Raw genomic sequence first — 21,898 nt, 5'->3', positions numbered from 1 at the left:
AATGATTCTAATTAACCGTACCTCTGATATTATTACTTAATACCTCAAATTTTTTAGTGATGACTGATATAAAAGATGATTCTCCACTACCGAAAACAGCCAATAACATTGCACTGATTGCAACAGCAATAACTGCATATTCGATTGCTGTTACTCCATCTTCCTTGCATAATTTTTCTTTTAACTGAGCAAATTTTTCAGTGACAATATTCTGACCATAAACGACACTATACAATAATGTGTTCTTCATTACTCTTCCTCATGTAAAGTCTTTATTTATAATTTTCTCTTAGTAAACCCCCTACACCACGGAGGCTTATGAAGCGATGCTACTTCATATCTACGTTTAATCAAGATACAGTTTGAGTTAAAAAAAATGTCAGCAATTCAAAACTACATGGGTAATATTTATAAGCTATCTTTTTGCCTCTTTAATATCAAATAAAATTAATTGATGCAAAACAATAGTTAAATGAGTAGTGAATACACTATAGAGAACTTCAGAAAAAATTATATACTTATAGTAAGTTAATATTATCGACAAGGATATCACGAGGATAAAATGGCAAGATCTAAGGGACTAGTAAAGGAAGAATTAATAAATAATATTATTTCAATGATTATTCATGGAACACTTAATGAAGGTGATTTTCTTCCATCAATTCGTAGTATGAGTACGTTTTATAATATTTCTCGTGGTACAGTACTGGTAGTCTATAAACATCTTGAGTCCATGGGGTATATTCAAGGAATCGAGAGAAGTGGCTATATCGTCGTTAAAAAAGCTTACTTAGGCACTTCAGACTATGAACTTCCGCTCAATCCCCCCACTGCTCAGATGATTTCTACTGACGAAGAAGAATCAACTCAACAGCATCTCACCAAACTATACCAACGAAAACCTTGTAAATTGCCTGCTCAATTTATAAAAAGGTGGGCCAGCAATTATGATAATTTTTTACAGCAGAACCCTTCATTCAACCTCTATAGCCTGCAACGGTTTCTCAAGCTTTCACGCGGCATCACGGTTGACGAAAAGTCATTGTTATTACTCTCTGGCTATCAAGAATCCCTTGGACTCATCGCTCTTTTTTTGCAAGAGCACCATAAGAAGAAAATTATTCTTGAAGATCCCTGCTCACCAAAAATTAAAGAGCTGTTCGCTCAATTTCAATTCGATATCATTTCTGTAGCGACTGATAGTGATGGGTTACTCGTTGATCAGCTTCCAGATATAACTGACGTCGCACTGCTCTGTATGCCAACCTTACAATATCCCACAGCAACTCGGTTAAGTGAAGATCGTAAACAGCGGCTTTATCGTTGGGCGGCTAAACGAAGAATTATCATCATCGAAGATGATAGCTATGCGATGCTGGGATTCGGTAAAAATATCTCTCCTCCCCTATATTTATGTCAAAAACAAACTCCTGTCATTTATTTAACGCAACTTATTGAAGTACTTGGTAGCACCTACAATTTGGCCATTATTACTCTCCCCCCCATGCTTGTGGAACCGTTTAGAAGATTAAATCAAGCCTTACACAGCAACTATCCACCTGCAAGCTTCTCAATTATTGATTACTTTTTGTCCTCATCGTATCTGATGAAGTATCTCACAACGCTAGTTGAAGAACGTCAGGCAAAAACACAGATAGCGAAGATAATTTGTACTGAGCGATTACCGACACACTCAATAAATTTTCAAGAAAATGGTGGCTTCTGCTCCTTTTCTCTAAGTAAATCAAATACCCCTAAAGAGTTTGTCAATACAGCCTTCTTTCCTATTACTCCGCAGTGGGTCGAAACAAGCGATGAGCGCTATTTTCTCTTTCCACATACATTAATGAGTTTATCTGAATTAGAAAAACTCAGCCGTCAACTCCTTCCTGCCTTGGCGACATGATGCAAAAAAAAAGCCCTCATTACTGAGGGCTTTATCACTTTATCAAGTCGTTAAGCGATTACGCTTGGCCTTTCACTTCTTTCAGGCCGTTAAATGTCGCTTTACCACCCAGAGCTTCTTCGATACGGATCAGCTGGTTGTATTTAGCAACACGGTCAGAACGGCTCATAGAACCGGTTTTGATTTGGCCTGCTGCGGTACCCACTGCTAAGTCTGCGATGGTTGCATCTTCAGTCTCGCCTGAACGGTGAGAGATGACTGCCGTGTATCCTGCATCTTTCGCCATTTTGATTGCCGCTAACGTTTCGGTCAGAGAACCAATTTGGTTGAATTTGATAAGGATTGAGTTAGCGATACCTTTTTCAATCCCTTCTTTAAGGATTTTGGTATTGGTTACGAACAGATCATCACCGACTAATTGAATTTTGTCGCCCAGAACTTTGGTTTGGTAAGCGAAGCCATCCCAGTCAGACTCATCCAAACCGTCTTCGATTGAAACGATTGGATACTGCTTGGTCAGCTCTTCGAGATAGTGAGTGAACTCTTGAGAGGTAAAGGTTTTGCCTTCGCCTTTCAGCTCGTAGTTACCTGTCTCTTTGTTATAGAATTCAGACGCCGCACAGTCCATTGCTAAGGTAACGTCTTTCCCAAGCTCGTAGCCTGCCGCTTTAACAGCTTCAGCAATTGCCGCTAAAGCATCGGCGTTAGATCCTAGGTTTGGCGCATAGCCCCCTTCGTCACCAACTGCAGTGTTCATGCCTTTAGCTTTTAATACTTTAGCTAAGTGGTGGAAAATTTCTGAGCCCATACGTACGGCTTCTTTCAAGCTTGATGCGCCAACAGGTTGCACCATGAATTCTTGAATATCGACGTTGTTATCAGCGTGCTCACCACCGTTGATGATGTTCATCATTGGTAATGGCATAGAGAATTTGCCAGGGGTACCGTTAAGCTCAGCAATGTGCTCGTAAAGAGGTTGACCTTTTGAGGCTGCTGCCGCTTTAGCCGCAGCGAGAGAAACAGCTAGGATGGCATTAGCACCGAATTTAGATTTATTTTCAGTACCGTCTAACTCGATCATGATGTTATCGATGTTAGCTTGGTCTTTAGCATCCTTACCTGTTAACGCATCAGCGATAGGACCATTGACTGCTGCAACCGCTTTGGTCACACCTTTGCCCAGAAAACGTGATTTATCACCGTCACGTAATTCCAAAGCTTCACGGGAACCTGTAGACGCGCCTGATGGCGCAGCCGCTAAACCTACGAAACCGCCTTCTAAATGCACTTCTGCTTCAACAGTCGGATTGCCACGCGAATCAATAATTTCACGACCGATGATTTTTACGATTTTGGACATGCGTTGTTCCTCAGTACTAGTTAAGCTAACGTTCTTAAATCTAAGACACACAACCAGTGAAAGATTCACTGGTTGCACCAAAAAGCTTACTTATCCATCCGCTTTTGAAAATCTACCGCGGCACCCACAAATCCTGAAAACAGCGGGTGTCCATCGCGCGGTGTTGAGGTAAATTCTGGGTGGAATTGACACGCAACAAACCAAGGATGGTTAGGGTTTTCGATAATTTCGACCAATTGATCATCGCCGGAGCGACCCGCGATGCGTAAGCCCGCTTGTTCGATTGGTTTCAATAAGAAATTATTAACTTCGTAACGGTGGCGATGACGCTCAACGATAGTACTCGAACCGTAAAGTTTACGAACGATGCTGTCGTCGCTGAGCTGACAAGGTTGGCTTCCCAAACGCATGGTACCGCCCAGATCACTTTTCTCATCACGGACTTCTAGGTTACCGTCTTCATCGCGCCATTCAGTAATCAATGCAACAACTGGTGATTGGCAGTTAGCATCAAACTCGGTGGAGTTTGCGCCCGCCATACCTGCTACATTACGCGCAAATTCAATCAGCGCAATTTGCATCCCTAGGCAAATGCCTAAGTACGGAATTTTATTTTCGCGAGCGTATTGAGCGGTCATGATTTTACCTTCAATACCGCGTGAACCGAAGCCGCCAGGAATCAGGATCGCATCCAGGTCTTTCAGAACCTCAGTCCCGCGCGTTTCAACATCTTGCGAATCAATTAATTTAATATTGACGGTAACACGGTTTTTAAGGCCTGCATGTTTTAAGGCTTCAATAACAGATTTGTAAGCGTCTGGCAGTTCAATGTACTTGCCTACCATCCCGATGGTGACTTCACCACCTGGATTCGCTTCTTCGTAAATCACTTGTTCCCACTCGGAAAGATCAGCGACCGGTGGGTTAAGGTTAAAACGCTTACAGATGTAATCGTCCAGTCCTTGTGACTTTAACATCCCAGGGATTTTATAGATTGAATCGACATCTTTAAGTGAGATAACCGCTTTTTCTGGGACGTTACAGAACAATGCAATTTTTGCCCGCTCATTAGCTGGCACGGCACGATCGGAACGGCAGATCAGCATATCTGGCTGAATACCGATAGAGAGTAGCTCTTTTACTGAGTGCTGAGTTGGCTTGGTTTTGACTTCACCCGCCGCTGCCATGTAAGGCACCAGGGTCAAGTGCATATAAAGCGTGTGCTCACGCCCTACGTCTACCGCCATTTGGCGAATAGCCTCTAAGAAAGGCAGCGATTCGATATCCCCAACCGTTCCGCCAATTTCGACCAATACGACATCGTGGCCTTCGCCGCCTTCAATGATACGCTCTTTAATCGCATTAGTGATATGAGGAATGACTTGGATGGTTGCACCCAAATAATCGCCGCGACGTTCTTTTCTCAGTACTTCGGAGTAGATACGTCCAGTCGTAAAGTTGTTACGACGGCTCATGCGGGTTCGAATAAAACGCTCGTAGTGACCTAAGTCGAGATCTGTTTCGGCACCATCGTCCGTGACAAATACTTCACCATGTTGAGTAGGGCTCATCGTCCCAGGATCGACGTTGATATAGGGGTCAAGCTTCATAATGGTCACTTTAAGACCACGAGCTTCAAGAATGGCTGCCAGAGAGGCTGCGGCAATGCCTTTACCCAGAGAGGAAACGACCCCGCCGGTCACAAAAATATAGTTAGTTGTCATGCAGAACCTGAAGGTTTAGGTTTAAAGACGGTGGATGCACCAGGACGGGAAAGCAGTATACCCGAAACTCTGTGGTGTCACAATTGCTCATTCACCCTCCTTCGCTGTTCGATTTACAATGATGATACCTAATCTGCCACGCCTCTCTATTGATTTCAATCAGCAAACAACCCTCTACCTAAGGTTCCCTTTTTTCATCTTGCTTGACTTGCTGCCAAGCTGACTCCATCTGTTCAAGGGTGGCCTGATCGAGCGAAAGGCCTTGTTCGTTCACTTTCTGCTCGACCTGACGAAAGCGGCGTTCGAATTTTATATTGGCCTTATGCAGGGCTGTCTCGGCCCGCGCGCCCAAATGACGGGTAAGATTAACCGTGGCAAAAAGCAGATCTCCTAACTCTTCTTCAAGGCGATCTGGATTACGGTCGACCATAGTCGCCTCTTCCATCACTTCATCAAGTTCCTCTTTGACCTTGTCCACCACCGGGCCGAGGGTATCCCAATCAAAACCGACCGTTTGGCAACGTTGCTGGATTTTGTCTGCGCGAAGTAATGCTGGCATGGCGTGGGGAATATCATCGAGCAGCGAGTGTTGGCTTTTCGCTTGCCGCTCTTGCTGTTTGATCTGCTCCCAGCCCTGCGTAGAGGGGGCCCCCGTAAACACATCCGGATGGCGGCGGATCAGTTTTTCGGTAATCGCTTGGCAAATATCGTCAAAAGTAAAATGCCCTTGTTCCGAAGCCATCTGCGCATAAAATACAATTTGATAAAGCAGATCCCCAAGCTCTTGTTGTAAATCGGTGAAGTCCTGACGAGCAATCGCATCCAAAACCTCATAACACTCTTCTAAAGTGTAAGGGGCAATAGTGTCAAAAGTTTGGTGCTTATCCCACTCACAACCTTGCTCGGGATCACGCAAGCGCTGCATCACTGACAATAATTGCGACAATGATGAATCACCCATAAAAAAACCTCTTAATAGGAAAAAACCACTCCTGAGAGTGGTTTATAGAAAATTTAATGAAGCCGCTTGGCATCAATGACGTCAGGAATTTGGTTTAATCGGGAGATCACTCGCCCTAAAACCTGCTGATTGTAGATTTCGATCTCCATATCGATGGTCGCGAGCTGTTTACGCGTATCGCTATGGCTTGACACACCTAGCACGTTCACTTTCTCATTGGCCAAAATAGTCGTGATATCGCGCAGTAATCCGCTGCGGTCATTCGCCACCACTCGGACCACTAAGGTGTAGCCACTGGAATAGTTCTCGCCCCACACCGCATCAACAATTCTTTCTGGCGCATGATTAATCAATTCCGCAAGCTGATCGCAGTCGGCACGGTGAATAGAAATCCCCCTGCCTTGAGTAATGAATCCAGTGATATCGTCGCCCGGTATCGGTTGACAGCAACGGGCAATATGATGCATCAGGTTACCTACCCCTTCCACCACAATACGGCCACTGTCTTTTCGCGAGGATTGGTTATTTGCCGATTTCTGCGTGAGCTGTTCTAACGCTTTCTGGTCTTCCTCTTCTGCACTCGGTTTATAAACCTTGGCTTGTAAGAAGTTTACCATCTGATTTTGACGGATATCACCGCCGCCAATCGCCGCTAGAATCTCCTCCATGGAGGTCATGTTATAGCGAGGAAGCAGGTATTTTTCCGCATCTTTCCAACTGATATCCAGCTGATTTAATTCATTATCGAGAATTTGCTTACCGGCAAGAATGTTCTTATCGCGATCTTGCTTTTTAAACCAAGCGTGCACCTTTGCCCGTCCACGACTGGTCGTAATGTAACCCAAATGCGGATTTAGCCAATCTCGACTTGGGTTGGGTTGCTTTTGGGTGATCACTTCGACTTGGTCACCCATCTGCAGGTGATAAGTAAAGGGAACAATTCGGCCGCTGATTTTTGCGCCGATACAACGATGCCCAATATCGCTGTGAATATGATAAGCGAAATCGAGTGGTGTAGAGCCTGCAGGCAGGTCAATCACGTCACCCTTAGGAGTATAAACATAGACTCTGTCGTCAAAGACTTGGCTACGGACCTCTTCCAGCATTTCGCCACTGTCCGCCATCTCTTCTTGCCAAGCAATCAACTTACGAAGCCACGCAATACGTCCCTCATGGCCCGCCGCCCCTCTTCCTGCTGGCGTTGTACTGCCTTCTTTATATTTCCAGTGCGCCGCAACCCCTAACTCAGCATCTTCATGCATCTGTTTGGTTCGAATCTGCACTTCAACCGTCTGCCCCTTCGGTCCTAACACCACCGTATGGATGGATTGGTAACCATTAGGTTTAGGGTTCGCCACGTAATCATCAAATTCGTTCGGTAAATGACGAAAGAGAGTGTGCACAATACCGAGGGCACCATAACAATCTTGCAAGCGCTCTGCGACAATCCGCACCGCCCTGACATCAAATAACTCATCAAAAGCCAGTGACTTTTTCTGCATTTTCCGCCAGATACTATAGATATGCTTAGGTCGGCCATAGACCTCTGCACGAACCCCTTCCTTACTCATCATATCGCGGATTTGTGCAACGAAATTATCGATATACATTTCGCGATCAATCCGCCGCTCATGAAGTAAGCTAGCAATTCGTTTGTACTCTTCAGGATGCAGATAACGGAAGCAGTAGTCTTCAAGCTCCCATTTTAATTGACCAATCCCTAAGCGGTTAGCAAGAGGCGCATAAATATTAGTGCTCTCTTTTGCCGCTAACACTCTTTCGTCTTCCGGTGCATCTTTCATTTCGCGTAAGTAGGCGATGCGCTCGGCTAGTTTGATCACCACACAACGAAAATCTTCGACCATCGCCAGTAGCATACGGCGGATGTTATCCACCTGCTCGGAGGCCATCGAGTCATTTTGAATAGCTTTAAGCTGGCGAATAGCATCCATATCCAGCACGCCATTTACCAAGGATAGGATGCTACTCCCATAAGAATCTTTAATCTGCTCAGCATCAAGCACGCCAGCATTAGCTAAGGGGAAAATCAGCGCGGCGCACAAGGTGTCACAATCCATGCTCAGCATTGTCAAGATTTCAACCATCTCGATACCACGACTGAGCAAAATTGGCTGCGATGGGTGGTCGAGGGTTTTTTCCTGACAGTAGCGCCAACAGGCGGTTAAGGTTTTACCTGTCGGTTCAGAGATATTATGTAGACTCTCAATCCATTGCTCTGCCGCAAATTCTCCGGCCGGATTGAGGTGCGCGCTTCTTACTGCAACCATGATGTCTCCCGCATAACTATAGACTTAATGCTTAACGACGTTCAAACAACACCATCGACTCAAGATGTTCAGTGTGTGGAAACATATCTAGCATCGTCACTTTTACCACTCGGTATCCTTGCTGATCGGCAATTTGGCAATCCCGTGCCAAGGTAGCGGGATTACAAGAGATGTAGACAATACACTCCGGTTGTAACGCACACACATAAGGCATGACCTCCGCCGCGCCAGCACGGGCAGGATCCAATAAGACTTTAGTGAAGCCTTGTTTTGCCCAAGGTTGCTGCGAGACATCTTGCTCTAAATTGTGTTGGTAAAAGGCAGCATTGGTAATGTTATTTCGCTGAGCATTGTACTCCGCCTTAGCAACTAATTCTGCTAAACCCTCAACACCTGTGACTGAACTCGCGAATCTTGCTAATGGGAGCGTAAAGTTCCCCACTCCGCAAAAAAGGTCAAGAATACGATCAGTCGGTTTGATATCTAACCATTTTATAGCGTTATCAATCATTCGTTGATTAATTTTCGCATTAACCTGGATAAATCCCTGGGGGTTAAAATATAAATTTATCTGATTAATACCATACCACGGCATTTCTCCCCTCAGCAGAGTTTGTTGCTGTCCATCTGCTAAGAAAAGTGAAACAGAATGATTATGCGAAAACTGTTCCAAGTTTTTGATATCTTTCGACGAGAGCGGGCGTAGATGTCTGAGTACCATCGTAACAGTGCTATTATCCGCAGCCACCAGCTCGACATGTCCCAAGTGGGCAGCCGACTCTAGTTGCGACAAGCAACGGTGTAACGGGGTGAGTAATACATTGAGGCGTTGCACTAAAACAGGACAGTCCTGAATTGAAATAATCTCATTACTTTTCTTGCGCCGGAATCCCATGATCAGTTTACCCGTATTATCAACGCGTAAACTCAGTCGGGTTCGGCGGCGATAGTGCCAACTCTCTGCACTGATCACATCATCGATTTTCTCCACCCCCACTGGTTTCAGCAACCGTGCTAAGGCAGAGGCTTTAGACCTTTGCTGCAGAGATTCACTAATATGCTGCTGTTGGCAACCACCGCACGTCGAATAAATGGGGCAACGAGGCTCTTGTCGCTCCGGACTTACGCTAGACAAGGTCACCAACTTGGCACGCATGTAGTGGCGTTTATCCTCGATGACTTCTATCTTACCGACTTCTCCCGGAAGCATGCCTTCAACGAAGCACGTTTTACCTTGGTGATGACCAACGCCTTGCCCGAATTGATCGAGCCCATCCACTGACAGCGGGAAGGTTTTACGGACCGGTGTTGTTTTTTTGGCTTTATAAAATTGCACCATAGCGATGGCACCCCACAAGTAAAAAAAGTCTTATACATGCTGGTTAATCCCGTTAAGGAATCAACCCGTCCAACCAAACTGTTGCAACATTCGTTGCCAAGTTTCGTCCATTCCCGCTTCCAAGGTTATAGGCTGCGCGGTGAAGGGATGAACAAAAGAGAGTGTTGAGGCATGTAACATCAATCTTTGGCAGCCGAAGTGTTCAGCAGCCCCGCGGTTCTGTTTCAAATCACCATGCGCAGTATCGCCGATAATCGGATGGCGAAGATGAGACATATGCCGACGAAGCTGGTGTTTGCGTCCCGTTTTGGGGGCTAATTCCACCCAGCTATAGCGACAGCAATCATACCGCCCGATCGGATAGGGCATTTCCACTTGGGCGAGGGTTTTATAATGGGTTATCGCCGACTGTGTAACCGGTTCACCCGTGGCAAACTTATCGGCAATCTTGTCATGCTCTTCTCGCAAGGGGTAATCGACCACCCCTTCCCCTTCGATCCAGCCTCGAACGATCGCATGATAGGTTTTGCTCATCTTATGCTGCTCAAAAAGCTGGGATAGCTCACGGCCAGCCTCACTAGACAGGCCAAATACCAGTACGCCAGAAGTCGGTCTATCTAGGCGATGTACAGTAAAAACATGCTGACCAATTTGGTCGCGTAAGGTTTGCATAACAAACTGTGTTTCATGACGCGCCAACCAACTGCGGTGCACCAACATGTTGGCCGGTTTATTGACGGCAATGATCCATTCGTCTTGATAAATAATCTCAAGCACAGCTAACCCTAGAACTCAACAGAATACACATTTTAGCTGCCCAGTGCATATCAACCCCGAATGACAGTAAACCCATCATTTCACGTCTTAAAGTCGATATTATTGGTGTAAGAGATGAAACAGGCTAAAACGTATACCTAATAGATAATTAATAATCGGGAATGATATCATGTTCGGCGTAATAAACGAAAAAAAGGGAGTACCGAAAAATCGATACTCCCTAATTTAATGCGGTGTCCTACCGCTGTCTGCATCCTGCTAATTCATAGGATTCGACAATCCAGAAGGATGTGTCTTCCTAACGACATAATCCTATGAACTCAGCTACATTTCCTTTGTAGCTTATCCTTCTGCAGAAGATTCCCTAATGTTAAGGAAATAGCTCATCATCCTAATCAACTATTCCCAAGCTTTACTCACTGTAAAGCGGTTCCATCCTTGGGCCCATCCTTAGAACTTATTTACATCCTTCTGACCCGTCTATTTTCTCAAAGTTATGGCGATAAACAACCAGATTATTTCACTGTGTTTCCTAATAATCTTTGATTATTGATTGTTAAAAACTTAACCGATTGATTCGAAATACGTTTCATAAATGAGTTTCTTGATTATTTGTGTTGTTTTGTGATCGACATCAACTTTATAAGAGCAATCCCATTTACTTATTTTAGAATAAAATCAAATTTCAGGCCGTAAAGTTTGTAGGAAATCGCCTAGTGAAGGCGCGAGCACCTTCGCTTGCTTCTTACCGAGTGTTTCAAGAATAACGTTACCATTGAGGTTATCGACAGCAATGATTGTCGAGTCATCGTCGGTGGTCGCAATAAATAACGTTGGGCTGTGCTTTAGGCGGCGCTTCATCACCAAATGCCCGACAAGGTTTTGTTGCAGAAGCGTGAAATCCTCTCTATTCCAAGCCTGTAACAATGTCAGTGATGTCCCTTCAAAGGAGGCGGGCATTTCTGCAGCAAATTGAGTCGTATAAAAAGCCACCACTGAAGGCTGCACATTTATATCGACGCCTTTCGACACAGCATCCAAATTTTTCGGTAAGGTAAAAGGCTGAGGTTGCCAAGTGATACCGTTTTCATTGGTTGCGATTAAACAAGGAGAATCGACGCCAATAAGCTGATCATTTTGCGGGGCAGTTTGGTGCTCCTGTTGCCAGCGCTGGCAATAGCGCTGGGTAAAGTCGCTAAGTTGTTGAGCGGTCTGATCTAACATTCTATTTATTACTCTGAATCGGTTACAATTCTTCCATCATCCATTTACTTGGGCACAGATGCAATGGCCGACTACGAAAACCATCCTACCTTATCAGAGCTAACGTTAGGGAAATCGACCGCTTATATTTCCGATTATCAACCGAGTCTTTTGCAAGCCGTACCGAGGAGCTTGAATCGCGATAGCTTACAGCTTGATGGCGCACAACTTCCCTTTCATGGCGAGGATTTCTGGACGCTTTACGAACTCTCTTGGCTGAATGAGAATGGAATTCCTCAAGTCGCTATCGGCGATGTTGCGCTGCCTGCCTCAAGCCAGAATCTAATTGAATCCAAAAGTTTTAAGCTCTATCTGAACAGTTTCAATCAAACGCGCTTCAGTGATTGGCACAGCGTCGAGCAGACCTTAGTTCGTGACCTCAGTGAGTGCGCTCAGGGCGAGGTTCGTGTCACTTTACACCGCTTAAGCGAGTTCGCCGCACAACCGATTGATAACTTCGCTGGAGAAGTGATCGATGAGCAGGATATTACCGTCGACGACTATCAATTCAACCGTGACTACCTGCGCGATGCGGCTCTCGGTGAATGGGTCGAAGAAACCTTAGTCAGCCATTTATTAAAATCTAACTGCTTGATTACCCAGCAACCGGATTGGGGATCGGTCATGATCCACTATAAGGGTAAGAAGATCGACCGCGAAGCGTTATTACGCTATCTCCTCTCCTTCCGCCAGCACAATGAATTTCATGAGCAATGTGTAGAACGGATCTATATGGACATTATGGCCCTCTGCGAGCCAGAAGCCTTAACGGTCTATGCCCGTTATACGCGCCGAGGCGGTCTAGATATTAATCCATGGCGGACAAATCAGCACTTTAGCCCACATAACCGCCGTCTAGCACGACAATAATGACGCTATACTAAAAAGGAAGTGATGACCTTAAACATCACGCCGTAGTCTGGAAGTCACACACAGAAAGTGCAGGACCGTTACAGCCACTTTCTGGATAAATACTAAGGAGCTCACTTGATAACACATGTTAGTCCGTTAGGAGCGATGGATCTGCTGTCGCAGCTTGAAGTCGATATGCTTAAAGATACGGCGAGCAGCGATCTCTATCAGCTGTTTCGGAACTGTTCATTAGCCGTCCTGAATACCGGCAGCCAGACCGACAGCAGTGAAGCCATTCTTTCACGTTACAAAGATTTTGAAATTAATGTGTTACGTCGTGAGCGTGGCGTTAAACTTGAATTAATTAACCCGCCGCAAGCTGCCTTCGTCGATGGCCAGATTATCCGTTCGCTACAAGCGAATCTCTTCGCGGTATTACGAGATATTGTTTTCGTTACCGCCCAACTGAATACCGATAAGCGCGTAAAACAGCACGCTCCCACCGATTCGGTCTATATCACCAATATGGTGTTCTCATTGCTGCGTAATGCTCGGGCATTACATGTTGGTGAGCTACCCAATATGGTGGTGTGCTGGGGGGGACACTCTATCAACCCTATTGAGTACCAATATTGTCGCGAGGTTGGCAAACAGTTAGGCCTTCGTGAACTGAACGTTTGTACTGGCTGCGGACCCGGTGCGATGGAAGCACCAATGAAAGGCGCCGCAGTAGGCCATGCTCAGCAACGCTACCACGATAGCCGCTTTATTGGCATCACCGAGCCTTCGATTATTGCCGCAGAGCCACCTAATCCGCTGGTTAATGAGCTTATTATTATGCCGGATATTGAGAAACGGCTCGAAGCCTTTGTCCGAATCGCCCACGGGATCATTATTTTCCCTGGGGGGGTCGGGACTGCCGAGGAACTGCTTTATCTATTAGGCATCATGATGCATCCGGATAATCAGGAACAGGTATTGCCTTTAGTGCTGACCGGACCGAAAGAGAGTGAAGCGTACTTCACTATGCTTGACGAGTTTATCCGCCAGACGCTTGGTGAAGCGGCAACCCAGCATTACCGTATTATTATTGGTGATGCAGCAGAAGTGGCACGCGTGATGAAAGAAGCGATGCCAGCGGTTAAACAATACCGACGCGATACCGGCGATGCATACAGTTTCAACTGGTCATTACATATCGATAGCGAACTGCAACATCCGTTCTACCCGTCGCATGAAAATATGGCCAGTCTTCAGCTGTTTAAAGAGCAGCCGGTAGAGAAACTCGCCGCCGACTTACGCCGAATGTTTTCTGGTATCGTCGCCGGTAACGTCAAAGAGGTCGGCATACGCGAAATTGCTGAAAATGGGCCTTACTTAATCCATGGTGACCGTGACATTATGGCGAGAATGGACGAAATGCTACAAGGTTTCGTTGCCCAACAACGGATGAAATTACCCGGCAGTGCTTACGTTCCTTGCTATAAAATTATCCGCTAACTCAAAAGACAGCGCCGAATCGGCGCTGTCTTAGAGAGAAAGATACTGATGACCAATCACTTACTTATTATCGATGCGTTGAACTTGATTCGTCGTATCCATGCCGTACAAGGTAGCAACTGCCTAACGGGGTGTGTTTCCGCAGCGAAACAGCTCCTCCACCATAGCCAGCCAACACACGTGGTCGCCGTTTTCGATCATCCCCAGCGTAAAAGTGGTTGGCGACATCAACTCTATCCGGAGTATAAAGCGGGACGTAACGCGATGCCGGAAGACCTCGCCTTACAACTGCCTGTTATCGAAAAAACGTTTGCTGAATTAGGGATTACGAGTTGGGCCTCGCCAGAGGAAGAAGCTGACGACCTCGCAGCGACGTTAGCGGTAAAAATACGCCAAGCAGGCCATCAGGTGACGCTCGTCTCGACAGATAAAGGCTACTGCCAGCTACTTTCAGCCCAAGTTCAGATTCGTGATTACTTCCAGAAGCGCTGGTTAGATGTGCCCTTTATCGCCCAGGAGTATGGGGTGCAAGCCGCACAGCTTACAGATTATTGGGGATTATGTGGCATATCGAGCAGCAAAATCCCCGGCGTACCGGGAATTGGCCCTAAAAGCGCTCAAACCTTAATTAGCCAGTACGGCTGTTTAGAACAGATCTACCAGCACCTTGATAAAATACCGGCTAAGTGGCAAAACAAGCTAATCCAGGGTCGGGAAAGTGCGTTCATCAGTCGTCAATTAGCAGAACTTCGGACCGATTTGACATTAAGCGGTAACTTACGCCAGCTACGTTACTCCCCCAACGGATATTAACGCTCGTCTAATCGTCCAGCCCAAGCACTCCAAATGCGTCGGACATGGACGGTGATTTCCTCGCGATCATGGTATAGATGTCGGGCGCGAATTTGGACATTAATCCCTTGCTCGGCCAACGAACTTTCCATCATCGATAAGATTTGCGTGACCTCTTCGTAACGCTTTTTCATCGGTAATTTGAGGTTAAAGATCGCCTCACGGCACCAACCATTGGCGATCCAACGCATCATTAAGTGCGCGACCTTGATCGGTTTTTCAACCATATCGCAGACTAACCAGCTGATATTATTGCGAGGTGGTTGGAAGCGAAAACCATCTTCTTGTAGATGGGTGACCTGCCCAGTCTCCATCAGTGAGGGGGCCATTGGGCCATTATCGACGGCAAAGACCATCATTGAGCGCTTGACTAGCTGATAGGTCCAGCCGCCTGGGCACGCCCCCAAATCCACGGCATACATACCGCTGGCGAGGCGCTCATCCCACTCGTCGGCTGGAACAAAAACGTGAAAAGCTTCTTCTAATTTTAGCGTTGACCGGCTCGGTGCATCGGAAGGGAAACGTAAACGAGGGATCCCCATAAATAGCGGGGAGTTGTTATTGGAGTAAGAGTAACCCACGTAACAAGTTCCCGGCGCAATAAAGAAGACATGCACGACCGGACGCTTAGTACTTTCATAATTAAGCAGCAAATTCTCTTGGCGAAGTGCGCCACGCAGCGGCACCGTGAATTTACGGCAGAATTTAAGTAATTCCTTTGCCTCGTTAGTATCTGGCACTTCGACCCGCAACTCTCCGGCTTTTTCCACCACTCCCGTGAGCATACCGACAATAGGGGTAATTCTATCTTCGGGTGGCAAGTTTTTGAGTAACTCCCCGACCACACACATCTGACGGGCGAAAATGAGCGTTTCAAACGCCAGTTCACGAATTAGACGATCGGCATCTTCGTATTGGTAACACTCGTATAAAACGTATCCCGAGTTATCTTTAACCCGGGCAAAACCGAACACATTAAGCTCGGTGGCTCTGGCAGTGATTTCCGCCGCACACTCTTTTTCAAACCCTTGTCGGCAATACAGTAGAACTTTATTCATGGCGACTCGCCCTATTTCTCAGACGCAGTGCGCCAATTAACATCAACAACCACCCAATTAGGAAGAAAAGTCCTCCAATTGGCGTAACAAAAACTAAAAAACGTAGGTGTGATAGCGCTAAGCTGTAGAGACTCCCACTAAATAGCACTATACCTAAGGCCATACTGGCCGCACTCCAATAAAACCAAATATTGCGTCGAGTCTGCATCGCACACCCTAATCCAAGGATCGCCAAGGTATGCCATGCTTGATATTGCAACCCGGTATGGATCCACGCTAGCTGTTCACTGCCGAGTAGATGACTTAATACATGGGCGCCAAACGCGCCAAAGGCCACCAGCAGAAAGCCGCTAATGGCGACAAAAATATAGATCGTTCGACTACTCATTATTATCCCTCATTATGCTTGTCCGTATAGCGCATCAAGCTACAATACTGTCTTGTTCACGTGCAGCAGTGTCAATAATCCATTGTCGAAAGGCGGCTATTTTACCGAGTTCTGCTTGGCTGTCATGGTAAACCAGATAAAAAGCGTTTTTACTGGAGAGAACTTCGTTAAAGGGACAGACCAAACGCCCCGAGCTGAGCTCGCTTTGTACCATCACATTATTGGCCAGCGCGATCCCTTGGCCATGAATAGCAGCCTGTAACACCATCGCACTATGGCTAAAAATAGGACCTTGTTGCACGTTAATATGGGGTAAACCCACTTGCCTTACCCAACTTTGCCAATCACGCCGCGAGGCATCATGCAGTAGCGTTACATGTTCTAAATCTGCGGGGGATTGTAACGGACGCTCGCCAGTAAGCAACACGGGAGAACACACGGGTAATAAATATTCTGCGTAAAGCTTCTCAACACGTAGGCCCGGCCAGTTACCCCTACCATAAAAAATGGCAATATCGACGTCATCCGCCAGCTTATCTTCCTCCCGATCGACCGCTTGTATGCGCACGTCAATTCCAGGATGTTGTTGATTAAAACTCGTTAATCGAGGCACCAACCACTGAATTGCAAAGCTGGGCAGTAGGCTTACCGTCAGCGCCCCTTTCGCACTACGCGCTTGCAATTTGCGTGTCGCATCGTTAAGCGCCGAGAAAATTTCTTTAATGTCGAGATAATAACTTTGCCCTTCTTCCGTTAATAGCAGCGATCGATTACGCCGACGGAACAGTTTTAATCCGAGAAAATCCTCTAACGCTTTGATTTGATGACTGACTGCTGCTTGCGTGACGAATAACTCTTCGGCCGCACGCGTAAAACTAAGGTGTCGTGCCGCGGCATCAAACACTTTAAGCGCATTGAGGGGAGGAAGACGTTTAGACATAGCTTATAGAGACTCATTAATCGAGAGCGACAAGTCATCGCATCATTAGTTTTTATAATGTGAAGCATTATAAATTGTCCATTGAGTAACTTCCACTAAATACCTATAGTTGCGCCCACTTCCGAAAGTGGTATTGCGACAAGCTTAACAGCTTATCGAAAGACGCTTTAGGTAGTGATGTTGTGTTTGCATTTGACTTGGAAGGTTCAAGTCCACTATTTCCTGTGATATACACCCTGTCTGTCCATAGTATATTGTTTATAACACCGCTTAGGCGGTGTTTTTTTTTGGCTATGAAACAGGCTACGTCGGCGATAACCACAAAGACGATACGAACGCATACCAATCGTTTGCGTGGCTAATGGATAGATTTAATTCATGCTAAAAGAGATAATGCGGGGGATGGCTAGCAGCGAATGCCACCAGCCTTAAAACGGGGTTATTGACCGACTTCAGTCAGGTCTTTCACTTCTGAACGGTTAATCTGTTGTTTGACACCTGCCCCATCTTTATAAAGAATAAGGCCAGTATCTTCATCCACCGAAGGTTTACCTTGGGTGACAATAGTCTGTCCGTCATTGGTATGCATAACATAATTACTCGAACACCCTGCAAGAGTAAAAGCTAAGCCTGATACAGCCAATACAGCTAAAAGATGCTTTTTCATTTATTATCTCCATATCGAATTTCTTCAGTCATTATAGAGCTGATATTTTCAGTTCTTATATTTACCATAGGCCAACTCATAAAAATTGCCATGGTTCCGGATCAAAAAAAGGGTTGTTACGCACAGTATGAGAAAATTCTCTCCTGATTGGTTTCGCCAGCAGTTCCCCGCACTTAACGAACCCAACTGTTATCTCGACAGTGCCGCGACGAGTTTACGCCCACAGGCATTGATTGAGGCAACACAAGCCTATTATCAAAGCGGTGGAACGGTTCACCGCAGCCATTACTCGCAGGCAAAAGCGACGACCGAACGTTACGAAGCCTGTCGTCAGCAAGTCGCAGCATTAATTAACGCCGCTGATGCCAATCAAATCATTTGGACGCGCGGCAGCACGGAAGCCATAAACTTAGTGGCGCATGGATGGTTAGCCCACCAGCTGCAACCCGGTGATGAGATCCTCGTCAGCGAAGCCGAACATCATGCCAATTTACTCCCCTGGTTGATGCTGGCAGAAAAAACTGGGGCTAAGGTTGTACCTTGGCCGGTAAACGCTGAGGGAGAGCTAGACATCGCGCAACTAGCGATACGGCTTACTGCGCGTACCCGCTTAGTCGCAGTGACACAGATGTCGAATGTCACCGGCTATGTGCCACCGATGGCAGACATTATTACGCTCGCCCATCAGGCTGGGGCTGCTGTGCTGGTGGATGGCGCACAAGGAATTGTTCATCACACTACAGATGTACAACACTTAGATGCCGATTTTTACGTTTTTTCCGCACATAAGTTATACGGGCCAACGGGCATTGGTGTACTTTACGCGCGCAAAGATCGTTTGGCCGAGATGCGCCCCGTACAAGGGGGTGGGAAAATGATCAGCCACGTAGATTTCAATGGTTATCGATTGCTCCCTGCCCCATGGTGTTTCGAACCGGGCACACCTAATATTGCAGGCGTGCTAGGTTTAGCAAGTGCCTTAGATTTCCACCAGACGGTCGATTGGCAAGCGGCAGAAGTCTGGACCTGCCAGCTCGCCGACCGCGCAGCAGAACGACTCGTCACCCTGCCCGGAATAAGCCTTTTTCGCGCAGTAGGCTCACCGATTATCTCATTCGTTTTTAAATCGCTCCACAGTGCCGATCTCTTCACCTTGATTAGCGAATATAATGTGGCCTTACGGGTCGGCCAGCACTGCGCCCAGCCGTTAATGCAGGCGCTTGGCGTTGACGGTACCTTACGTGCGTCATTCGCAGCTTATAATACTGAGGAGGATGTCGAGAAATTGGTACAAGCCGTCACCTTTGCTTATCAACTATTAACCGACGAAGAGTAAGGCAGAAATTTATGCAGCTTCCCACTCACCCTTTTGGTACAGATATCACCGTTGAAGATATCGCTCAACGATTACAAAAAAGTCCCCATTGGGAAGACCGCTACCGAGAGATCATTCGTCTGAGTCGTCAAATGCCAACGTTACCGGAAGCGTTTCGCACTACTGAGAATGAGATCTTCGGTTGTGAGAATCGCGTATGGGTGGCTTATGAACGGACGGAACAGGGACAGTTTCACTTTGTGTTCGAGAGTGAAAGTCGCATCGTAAAAGGCTTATTGGCGGTGATACTGAGTCAATGTGAGGGCGAGTCTGCTCGGGCACTGACGGACAAAGACCTGTTAGCCGTATTTAACGATTTAGGGCTAGCCCACCATCTCTCGGCAACACGACATAGCGGCTTAGCTGCAGTCGCCCAAGCAATTAATAATGCGGCGCGTACCGCATTGGTTCGTAGTTAACTTCAAGCCTGTCGTAGCTTACGGGCAATAAATTTTTTCAACGCATGAGACACCGCCACAAAACCAAAAGATGCGGTAACCATGGTTACGGCGCCAAAGCCTGAGGCACAGTCCATGCGTTTTGGCCCCTCGGCGGTGGCGCGAGATTGGCATACCGATCCATCCGCTTGCGGATAACGGAGTGCCTCAGTCGAGAAGACACAGTCGATACCGAGCTTCCCCTTGCTATTTTTCACGATGGAAAAATCGCTTTTCAAGCGCTCACGTAATTTCGCTGCCAACGGATCTTGAATCGTTTTCGCCAGATCGACCACTGCAATCTGCGTAGGATCGATCTGCCCACCGGCTCCCCCTACGGTGATGACAGGGATTTTATGTCGACGACAAAATGCCAGTAAGGCGGCTTTCGGACGGATCGCATCGATGGCATCAATAACGTAATCGAAGGAGCAGTTAAGGTACTCCGCCACATTTTCCGGACTAATAAAGTCATCAATGCAGGTCACCTGACACTCTGGATTGATTTCACGCAGCCGTGCCGCCATCACCTCAATCTTCTGCTCACCCACTGTTGCTTTTAAGGCATGCAGCTGACGGTTGGTGTTGGTGACGCAGACATCGTCCATATCGACCAGCGTGATATGACCAATCCCCGTTCGGGCTAGGGCTTCGGCAGCCCAAGACCCGACGCCTCCAATCCCAATCACACAGAAATGTGCATCAGGAAAAAATTGTGCAGCCTGTTGACCGTATAGCCGTGTAATACCTGAAAACCGCTGCTGCCATGCTTCTGTCATCGTTATTCAACTCTTAAGATAAAACGCTATGTCGATTATTGACTAAACACCGGGTTAGCCGAGAATACTCCCGCGCCTGGTGCAGACTTCAGAATCCATACTCGTCCATAGTGGTTATAGAATCCTGCTAAATGGGCGGCTTCTTGGCCGATACCTTGATAAATATCGAAGTGTTGGCCTTTAATCGCGCCACCGACATCCAATGCAACCATTAAGCGCATTTGATATTTACCGTTAAATTTCCCCTTTTCATTAAGCTGTGGCACTTCCGCTAACAGCACAGACCCCGGTGGGATCAATGACCGGTCCGCCGCCACAGAAGCCTTGGCCACTAACGGTACCGCACTGGCTCCCCGAACGGGAGTGAAAGGTTCAGGTTTAAAGAAAACAAACGAATCGTTAGTCTCGAGCAACTGACGTACTTCGGCATAAGAGTGGCTATCTGCCCAATCACGAATCGCCTGCATCGACATATCTTCGCGTTTCACTTCACCGCGGTCGATCAACTCTTTACCAATACTGTGGTAAGCCCAGCCATTTTTACCGCCATAACCGAAGAACGTGAGTGGGCGACCGTCACCATAATCGACATAGCCGCTTCCTTGAACGTCCATCATAAAGTTGTCGATTAAGGAGTTACTCCAAGCGATCACATAACGGGAATCAATCGCCCCACTATAGATATCTGCGCGACTTGGCAGTTTATAGCGGCCATGTTTCGGTGGCATGCGGTAAATAGGGTATTGAAATTCGCCTTGACGGGTATAGCGCGCATGGATGACCGGTGTGTAATAGCCGGTAAATTGAACGTTACCATAATCATCCGCCCCTTCCATCTGCCATGCTTCAATACCGTAATTACGCAATTGTCGTGTATCGCCCCCTGCGTTTAACCAACTTTGAATGGCATTAAAGGTACTTTGCTGGCGCTGATACATGCGCGAAGAGGCCTCTTGTATCTGCTGAACCTGAGTCATGAAGTCACCGCCGTTGACCGGTGCACCAATAGCATTAGGCTGGTTTCTGAGGGCAAATTGCGAAGTGATTTTACCATCTTTATATTGTTGGCCTCGATCCGTGGGTTTCGAAGAGCACCCCGCGAGTAACATCGCGACCAGTGAGCCAGTGACAGCTAGTTTTAGTAGTGGGAATTTCATGAGTCTCTCTTATCGCTCAATGTCTGTTGGCGAAGATAACAGAGCCCCTAAAAGATTAAAACTGGAAAGCATGATCCCCGCAAAAAATGCTTAAAAAAAGGACTGGTCGAGTGATTTTGCAGCAAAAGTTAACTTTTTTTCGGGTAATTCAAAATTTTGGCTTGCAAAGATCGGTGTAATCCGTATAGTGCGCATCCACGGACGCGGGGTGGAGCAGCCTGGTAGCTCGTCGGGCTCATAACCCGAAGGTCGTCGGTTCAAATCCGGCCCCCGCA

The 21,898-nt window shown here is 46.7% G+C and carries 20 protein-coding genes and 1 tRNA gene; 7 read left to right on the top strand and 14 right to left on the bottom strand.

Annotated features, from left to right (window positions below):
* Nucleotides 1-7: 7 nt before the first annotated feature.
* Nucleotides 8-250, bottom strand: coding sequence for a Flp family type IVb pilin (locus tag MKR94_RS15415; RefSeq protein WP_241647745.1), 243 nt, complete (start codon nt 248-250; stop codon nt 8-10).
* Between the two features lie 312 nt (nt 251-562).
* Between MKR94_RS15415 and MKR94_RS15410 the strand changes: the two genes are divergently transcribed.
* Nucleotides 563-1,906 carry an aminotransferase class I/II-fold pyridoxal phosphate-dependent enzyme gene (locus MKR94_RS15410; protein WP_241647744.1) on the top strand — a complete coding sequence of 448 codons (1,344 nt, stop codon included), beginning with the start codon at nt 563-565 and terminating at the stop codon, nt 1,904-1,906.
* A gap of 58 nt (nt 1,907-1,964) precedes the next feature.
* Here the strand turns inward: MKR94_RS15410 and eno are convergent, their stop codons facing one another.
* From eno to syd, 7 genes are all read right to left on the bottom strand, one after another.
* Complete coding sequence (gene eno / locus MKR94_RS15405; RefSeq protein ID WP_241647743.1) at nt 1,965-3,266, bottom strand: phosphopyruvate hydratase; 1,302 nt, start codon at nt 3,264-3,266, stop codon at nt 1,965-1,967.
* A gap of 86 nt (nt 3,267-3,352) precedes the next feature.
* A complete protein-coding gene (gene pyrG, locus MKR94_RS15400) occupies nt 3,353-4,990 on the bottom strand; it encodes a glutamine hydrolyzing CTP synthase (RefSeq protein ID WP_099822013.1) in 1,638 nt (545 codons plus the stop codon).
* A gap of 178 nt (nt 4,991-5,168) precedes the next feature.
* Complete coding sequence (mazG, locus tag MKR94_RS15395; protein ID WP_241647742.1) at nt 5,169-5,951, bottom strand: nucleoside triphosphate pyrophosphohydrolase; 783 nt, start codon at nt 5,949-5,951, stop codon at nt 5,169-5,171.
* Between the two features lie 53 nt (nt 5,952-6,004).
* A complete protein-coding gene (gene relA / locus MKR94_RS15390) occupies nt 6,005-8,239 on the bottom strand; it encodes a GTP diphosphokinase (RefSeq protein WP_241647741.1) in 2,235 nt (744 codons plus the stop codon).
* Nucleotides 8,240-8,270: 31 nt separating this feature from the next.
* Nucleotides 8,271-9,578 (bottom strand): 23S rRNA (uracil(1939)-C(5))-methyltransferase RlmD, encoded by a 1,308-nt coding sequence (rlmD, locus tag MKR94_RS15385; protein ID WP_241647740.1) that lies wholly within the window; start codon nt 9,576-9,578, stop codon nt 8,271-8,273.
* Nucleotides 9,579-9,638: 60 nt separating this feature from the next.
* Complete coding sequence (truC, locus tag MKR94_RS15380) at nt 9,639-10,355, bottom strand: tRNA pseudouridine(65) synthase TruC (protein ID WP_241647739.1); 717 nt, start codon at nt 10,353-10,355, stop codon at nt 9,639-9,641.
* A 678-nt stretch (nt 10,356-11,033) separates the two neighbouring features.
* Nucleotides 11,034-11,579, bottom strand: coding sequence for a SecY-interacting protein (gene syd / locus MKR94_RS15375; protein WP_241647738.1), 546 nt, complete (start codon nt 11,577-11,579; stop codon nt 11,034-11,036).
* A 63-nt stretch (nt 11,580-11,642) separates the two neighbouring features.
* Between syd and queF the strand changes: the two genes are divergently transcribed.
* The 3 genes from queF to xni all read left to right on the top strand — a co-directional run bounded on the left by queF (nt 11,643) and on the right by xni (nt 14,783).
* A complete protein-coding gene (gene queF / locus MKR94_RS15370; RefSeq protein ID WP_241647737.1) occupies nt 11,643-12,488 on the top strand; it encodes an NADPH-dependent 7-cyano-7-deazaguanine reductase QueF in 846 nt (281 codons plus the stop codon).
* A 117-nt stretch (nt 12,489-12,605) separates the two neighbouring features.
* Nucleotides 12,606-13,970 (top strand): nucleotide 5'-monophosphate nucleosidase PpnN, encoded by a 1,365-nt coding sequence (gene ppnN / locus MKR94_RS15365; protein ID WP_241647736.1) that lies wholly within the window; start codon nt 12,606-12,608, stop codon nt 13,968-13,970.
* Nucleotides 13,971-14,018: 48 nt separating this feature from the next.
* Nucleotides 14,019-14,783 carry a flap endonuclease Xni gene (xni, locus tag MKR94_RS15360; protein WP_241647735.1) on the top strand — a complete coding sequence of 255 codons (765 nt, stop codon included), beginning with the start codon at nt 14,019-14,021 and terminating at the stop codon, nt 14,781-14,783.
* On the opposite strand, the gene rlmM is transcribed toward xni, so the two are convergent.
* The 4 genes from rlmM to MKR94_RS15340 all read right to left on the bottom strand — a co-directional run bounded on the left by rlmM (nt 14,780) and on the right by MKR94_RS15340 (nt 17,875).
* Nucleotides 14,780-15,880, bottom strand: a complete 1,101-nt coding sequence (gene rlmM / locus MKR94_RS15355; protein ID WP_241647734.1) for a 23S rRNA (cytidine(2498)-2'-O)-methyltransferase RlmM — start codon at nt 15,878-15,880, stop codon at nt 14,780-14,782. The genes xni and rlmM overlap by 4 nt on opposite strands.
* Nucleotides 15,873-16,268, bottom strand: coding sequence for a DUF423 domain-containing protein (locus MKR94_RS15350; RefSeq protein WP_241647733.1), 396 nt, complete (start codon nt 16,266-16,268; stop codon nt 15,873-15,875). Before MKR94_RS15350 ends, rlmM begins: the two co-directional genes overlap by 8 nt.
* A 34-nt stretch (nt 16,269-16,302) precedes the next feature.
* A complete protein-coding gene (locus MKR94_RS15345; protein ID WP_048912586.1) occupies nt 16,303-17,208 on the bottom strand; it encodes a transcriptional regulator GcvA in 906 nt (301 codons plus the stop codon).
* 439 nt (nt 17,209-17,647) lie between these two features.
* Nucleotides 17,648-17,875, bottom strand: coding sequence for a YgdI/YgdR family lipoprotein (locus MKR94_RS15340; RefSeq protein WP_048914013.1), 228 nt, complete (start codon nt 17,873-17,875; stop codon nt 17,648-17,650).
* 127 nt (nt 17,876-18,002) lie between these two features.
* On the opposite strand from MKR94_RS15340, the gene csdA reads away from it, so the two are divergent.
* Together csdA and csdE are read left to right on the top strand one after the other, a co-directional pair.
* Nucleotides 18,003-19,211, top strand: coding sequence for a cysteine desulfurase CsdA (csdA, locus tag MKR94_RS15335; RefSeq protein WP_241647732.1), 1,209 nt, complete (start codon nt 18,003-18,005; stop codon nt 19,209-19,211).
* A gap of 11 nt (nt 19,212-19,222) precedes the next feature.
* Nucleotides 19,223-19,669, top strand: coding sequence for a cysteine desulfurase sulfur acceptor subunit CsdE (gene csdE, locus MKR94_RS15330; RefSeq protein ID WP_241647731.1), 447 nt, complete (start codon nt 19,223-19,225; stop codon nt 19,667-19,669).
* 2 nt (nt 19,670-19,671) lie between these two features.
* On the opposite strand, the gene tcdA is transcribed toward csdE, so the two are convergent.
* Together tcdA and mltA are read right to left on the bottom strand one after the other, a co-directional pair.
* Complete coding sequence (tcdA, locus tag MKR94_RS15325; protein WP_241647730.1) at nt 19,672-20,466, bottom strand: tRNA cyclic N6-threonylcarbamoyladenosine(37) synthase TcdA; 795 nt, start codon at nt 20,464-20,466, stop codon at nt 19,672-19,674.
* A gap of 35 nt (nt 20,467-20,501) precedes the next feature.
* Nucleotides 20,502-21,623, bottom strand: a complete 1,122-nt coding sequence (gene mltA / locus MKR94_RS15320; protein WP_241647729.1) for a murein transglycosylase A — start codon at nt 21,621-21,623, stop codon at nt 20,502-20,504.
* 202 nt (nt 21,624-21,825) lie between these two features.
* Between mltA and MKR94_RS15315 the strand changes: the two genes are divergently transcribed.
* A tRNA-Met gene (locus MKR94_RS15315) sits at nt 21,826-21,898 on the top strand.

This window comes from Rosenbergiella metrosideri (assembly GCF_022602565.1).
Classification (GTDB): domain Bacteria; phylum Pseudomonadota; class Gammaproteobacteria; order Enterobacterales; family Enterobacteriaceae; genus Rosenbergiella; species Rosenbergiella metrosideri.
The sequence above is the reverse complement of the archived record's forward strand: the minus strand, read 5'-3'. Positions and strand labels throughout refer to the sequence as shown.

What these genes read in the sequence shown, in the direction of transcription:
- MKR94_RS15415 (WP_241647745.1), bottom strand. Translation starts at nt 250, where the DNA reads ATGAAGAACACATTATTGTATAGTGTCGTTTATGGTCAGAATATTGTC.
- MKR94_RS15410 (WP_241647744.1), top strand. Translation starts at nt 563, where the DNA reads ATGGCAAGATCTAAGGGACTAGTAAAGGAAGAATTAATAAATAATATT.
- eno (WP_241647743.1), bottom strand. Translation starts at nt 3,266, where the DNA reads ATGTCCAAAATCGTAAAAATCATCGGTCGTGAAATTATTGATTCGCGT.
- pyrG (WP_099822013.1), bottom strand. Translation starts at nt 4,990, where the DNA reads ATGACAACTAACTATATTTTTGTGACCGGCGGGGTCGTTTCCTCTCTG.
- mazG (WP_241647742.1), bottom strand. Translation starts at nt 5,951, where the DNA reads ATGGGTGATTCATCATTGTCGCAATTATTGTCAGTGATGCAGCGCTTG.
- relA (WP_241647741.1), bottom strand. Translation starts at nt 8,239, where the DNA reads ATGGTTGCAGTAAGAAGCGCGCACCTCAATCCGGCCGGAGAATTTGCG.
- rlmD (WP_241647740.1), bottom strand. Translation starts at nt 9,578, where the DNA reads ATGGTGCAATTTTATAAAGCCAAAAAAACAACACCGGTCCGTAAAACC.
- syd (WP_241647738.1), bottom strand. Translation starts at nt 11,579, where the DNA reads ATGTTAGATCAGACCGCTCAACAACTTAGCGACTTTACCCAGCGCTAT.
- queF (WP_241647737.1), top strand. Translation starts at nt 11,643, where the DNA reads ATGGCCGACTACGAAAACCATCCTACCTTATCAGAGCTAACGTTAGGG.
- xni (WP_241647735.1), top strand. Translation starts at nt 14,019, where the DNA reads ATGACCAATCACTTACTTATTATCGATGCGTTGAACTTGATTCGTCGT.
- rlmM (WP_241647734.1), bottom strand. Translation starts at nt 15,880, where the DNA reads ATGAATAAAGTTCTACTGTATTGCCGACAAGGGTTTGAAAAAGAGTGT.
- MKR94_RS15350 (WP_241647733.1), bottom strand. Translation starts at nt 16,268, where the DNA reads ATGAGTAGTCGAACGATCTATATTTTTGTCGCCATTAGCGGCTTTCTG.
- MKR94_RS15345 (WP_048912586.1), bottom strand. Translation starts at nt 17,208, where the DNA reads ATGTCTAAACGTCTTCCTCCCCTCAATGCGCTTAAAGTGTTTGATGCC.
- MKR94_RS15340 (WP_048914013.1), bottom strand. Translation starts at nt 17,875, where the DNA reads ATGAAAAAGCATCTTTTAGCTGTATTGGCTGTATCAGGCTTAGCTTTT.
- csdA (WP_241647732.1), top strand. Translation starts at nt 18,003, where the DNA reads ATGAGAAAATTCTCTCCTGATTGGTTTCGCCAGCAGTTCCCCGCACTT.
- csdE (WP_241647731.1), top strand. Translation starts at nt 19,223, where the DNA reads ATGCAGCTTCCCACTCACCCTTTTGGTACAGATATCACCGTTGAAGAT.
- tcdA (WP_241647730.1), bottom strand. Translation starts at nt 20,466, where the DNA reads ATGACAGAAGCATGGCAGCAGCGGTTTTCAGGTATTACACGGCTATAC.
- mltA (WP_241647729.1), bottom strand. Translation starts at nt 21,623, where the DNA reads ATGAAATTCCCACTACTAAAACTAGCTGTCACTGGCTCACTGGTCGCG.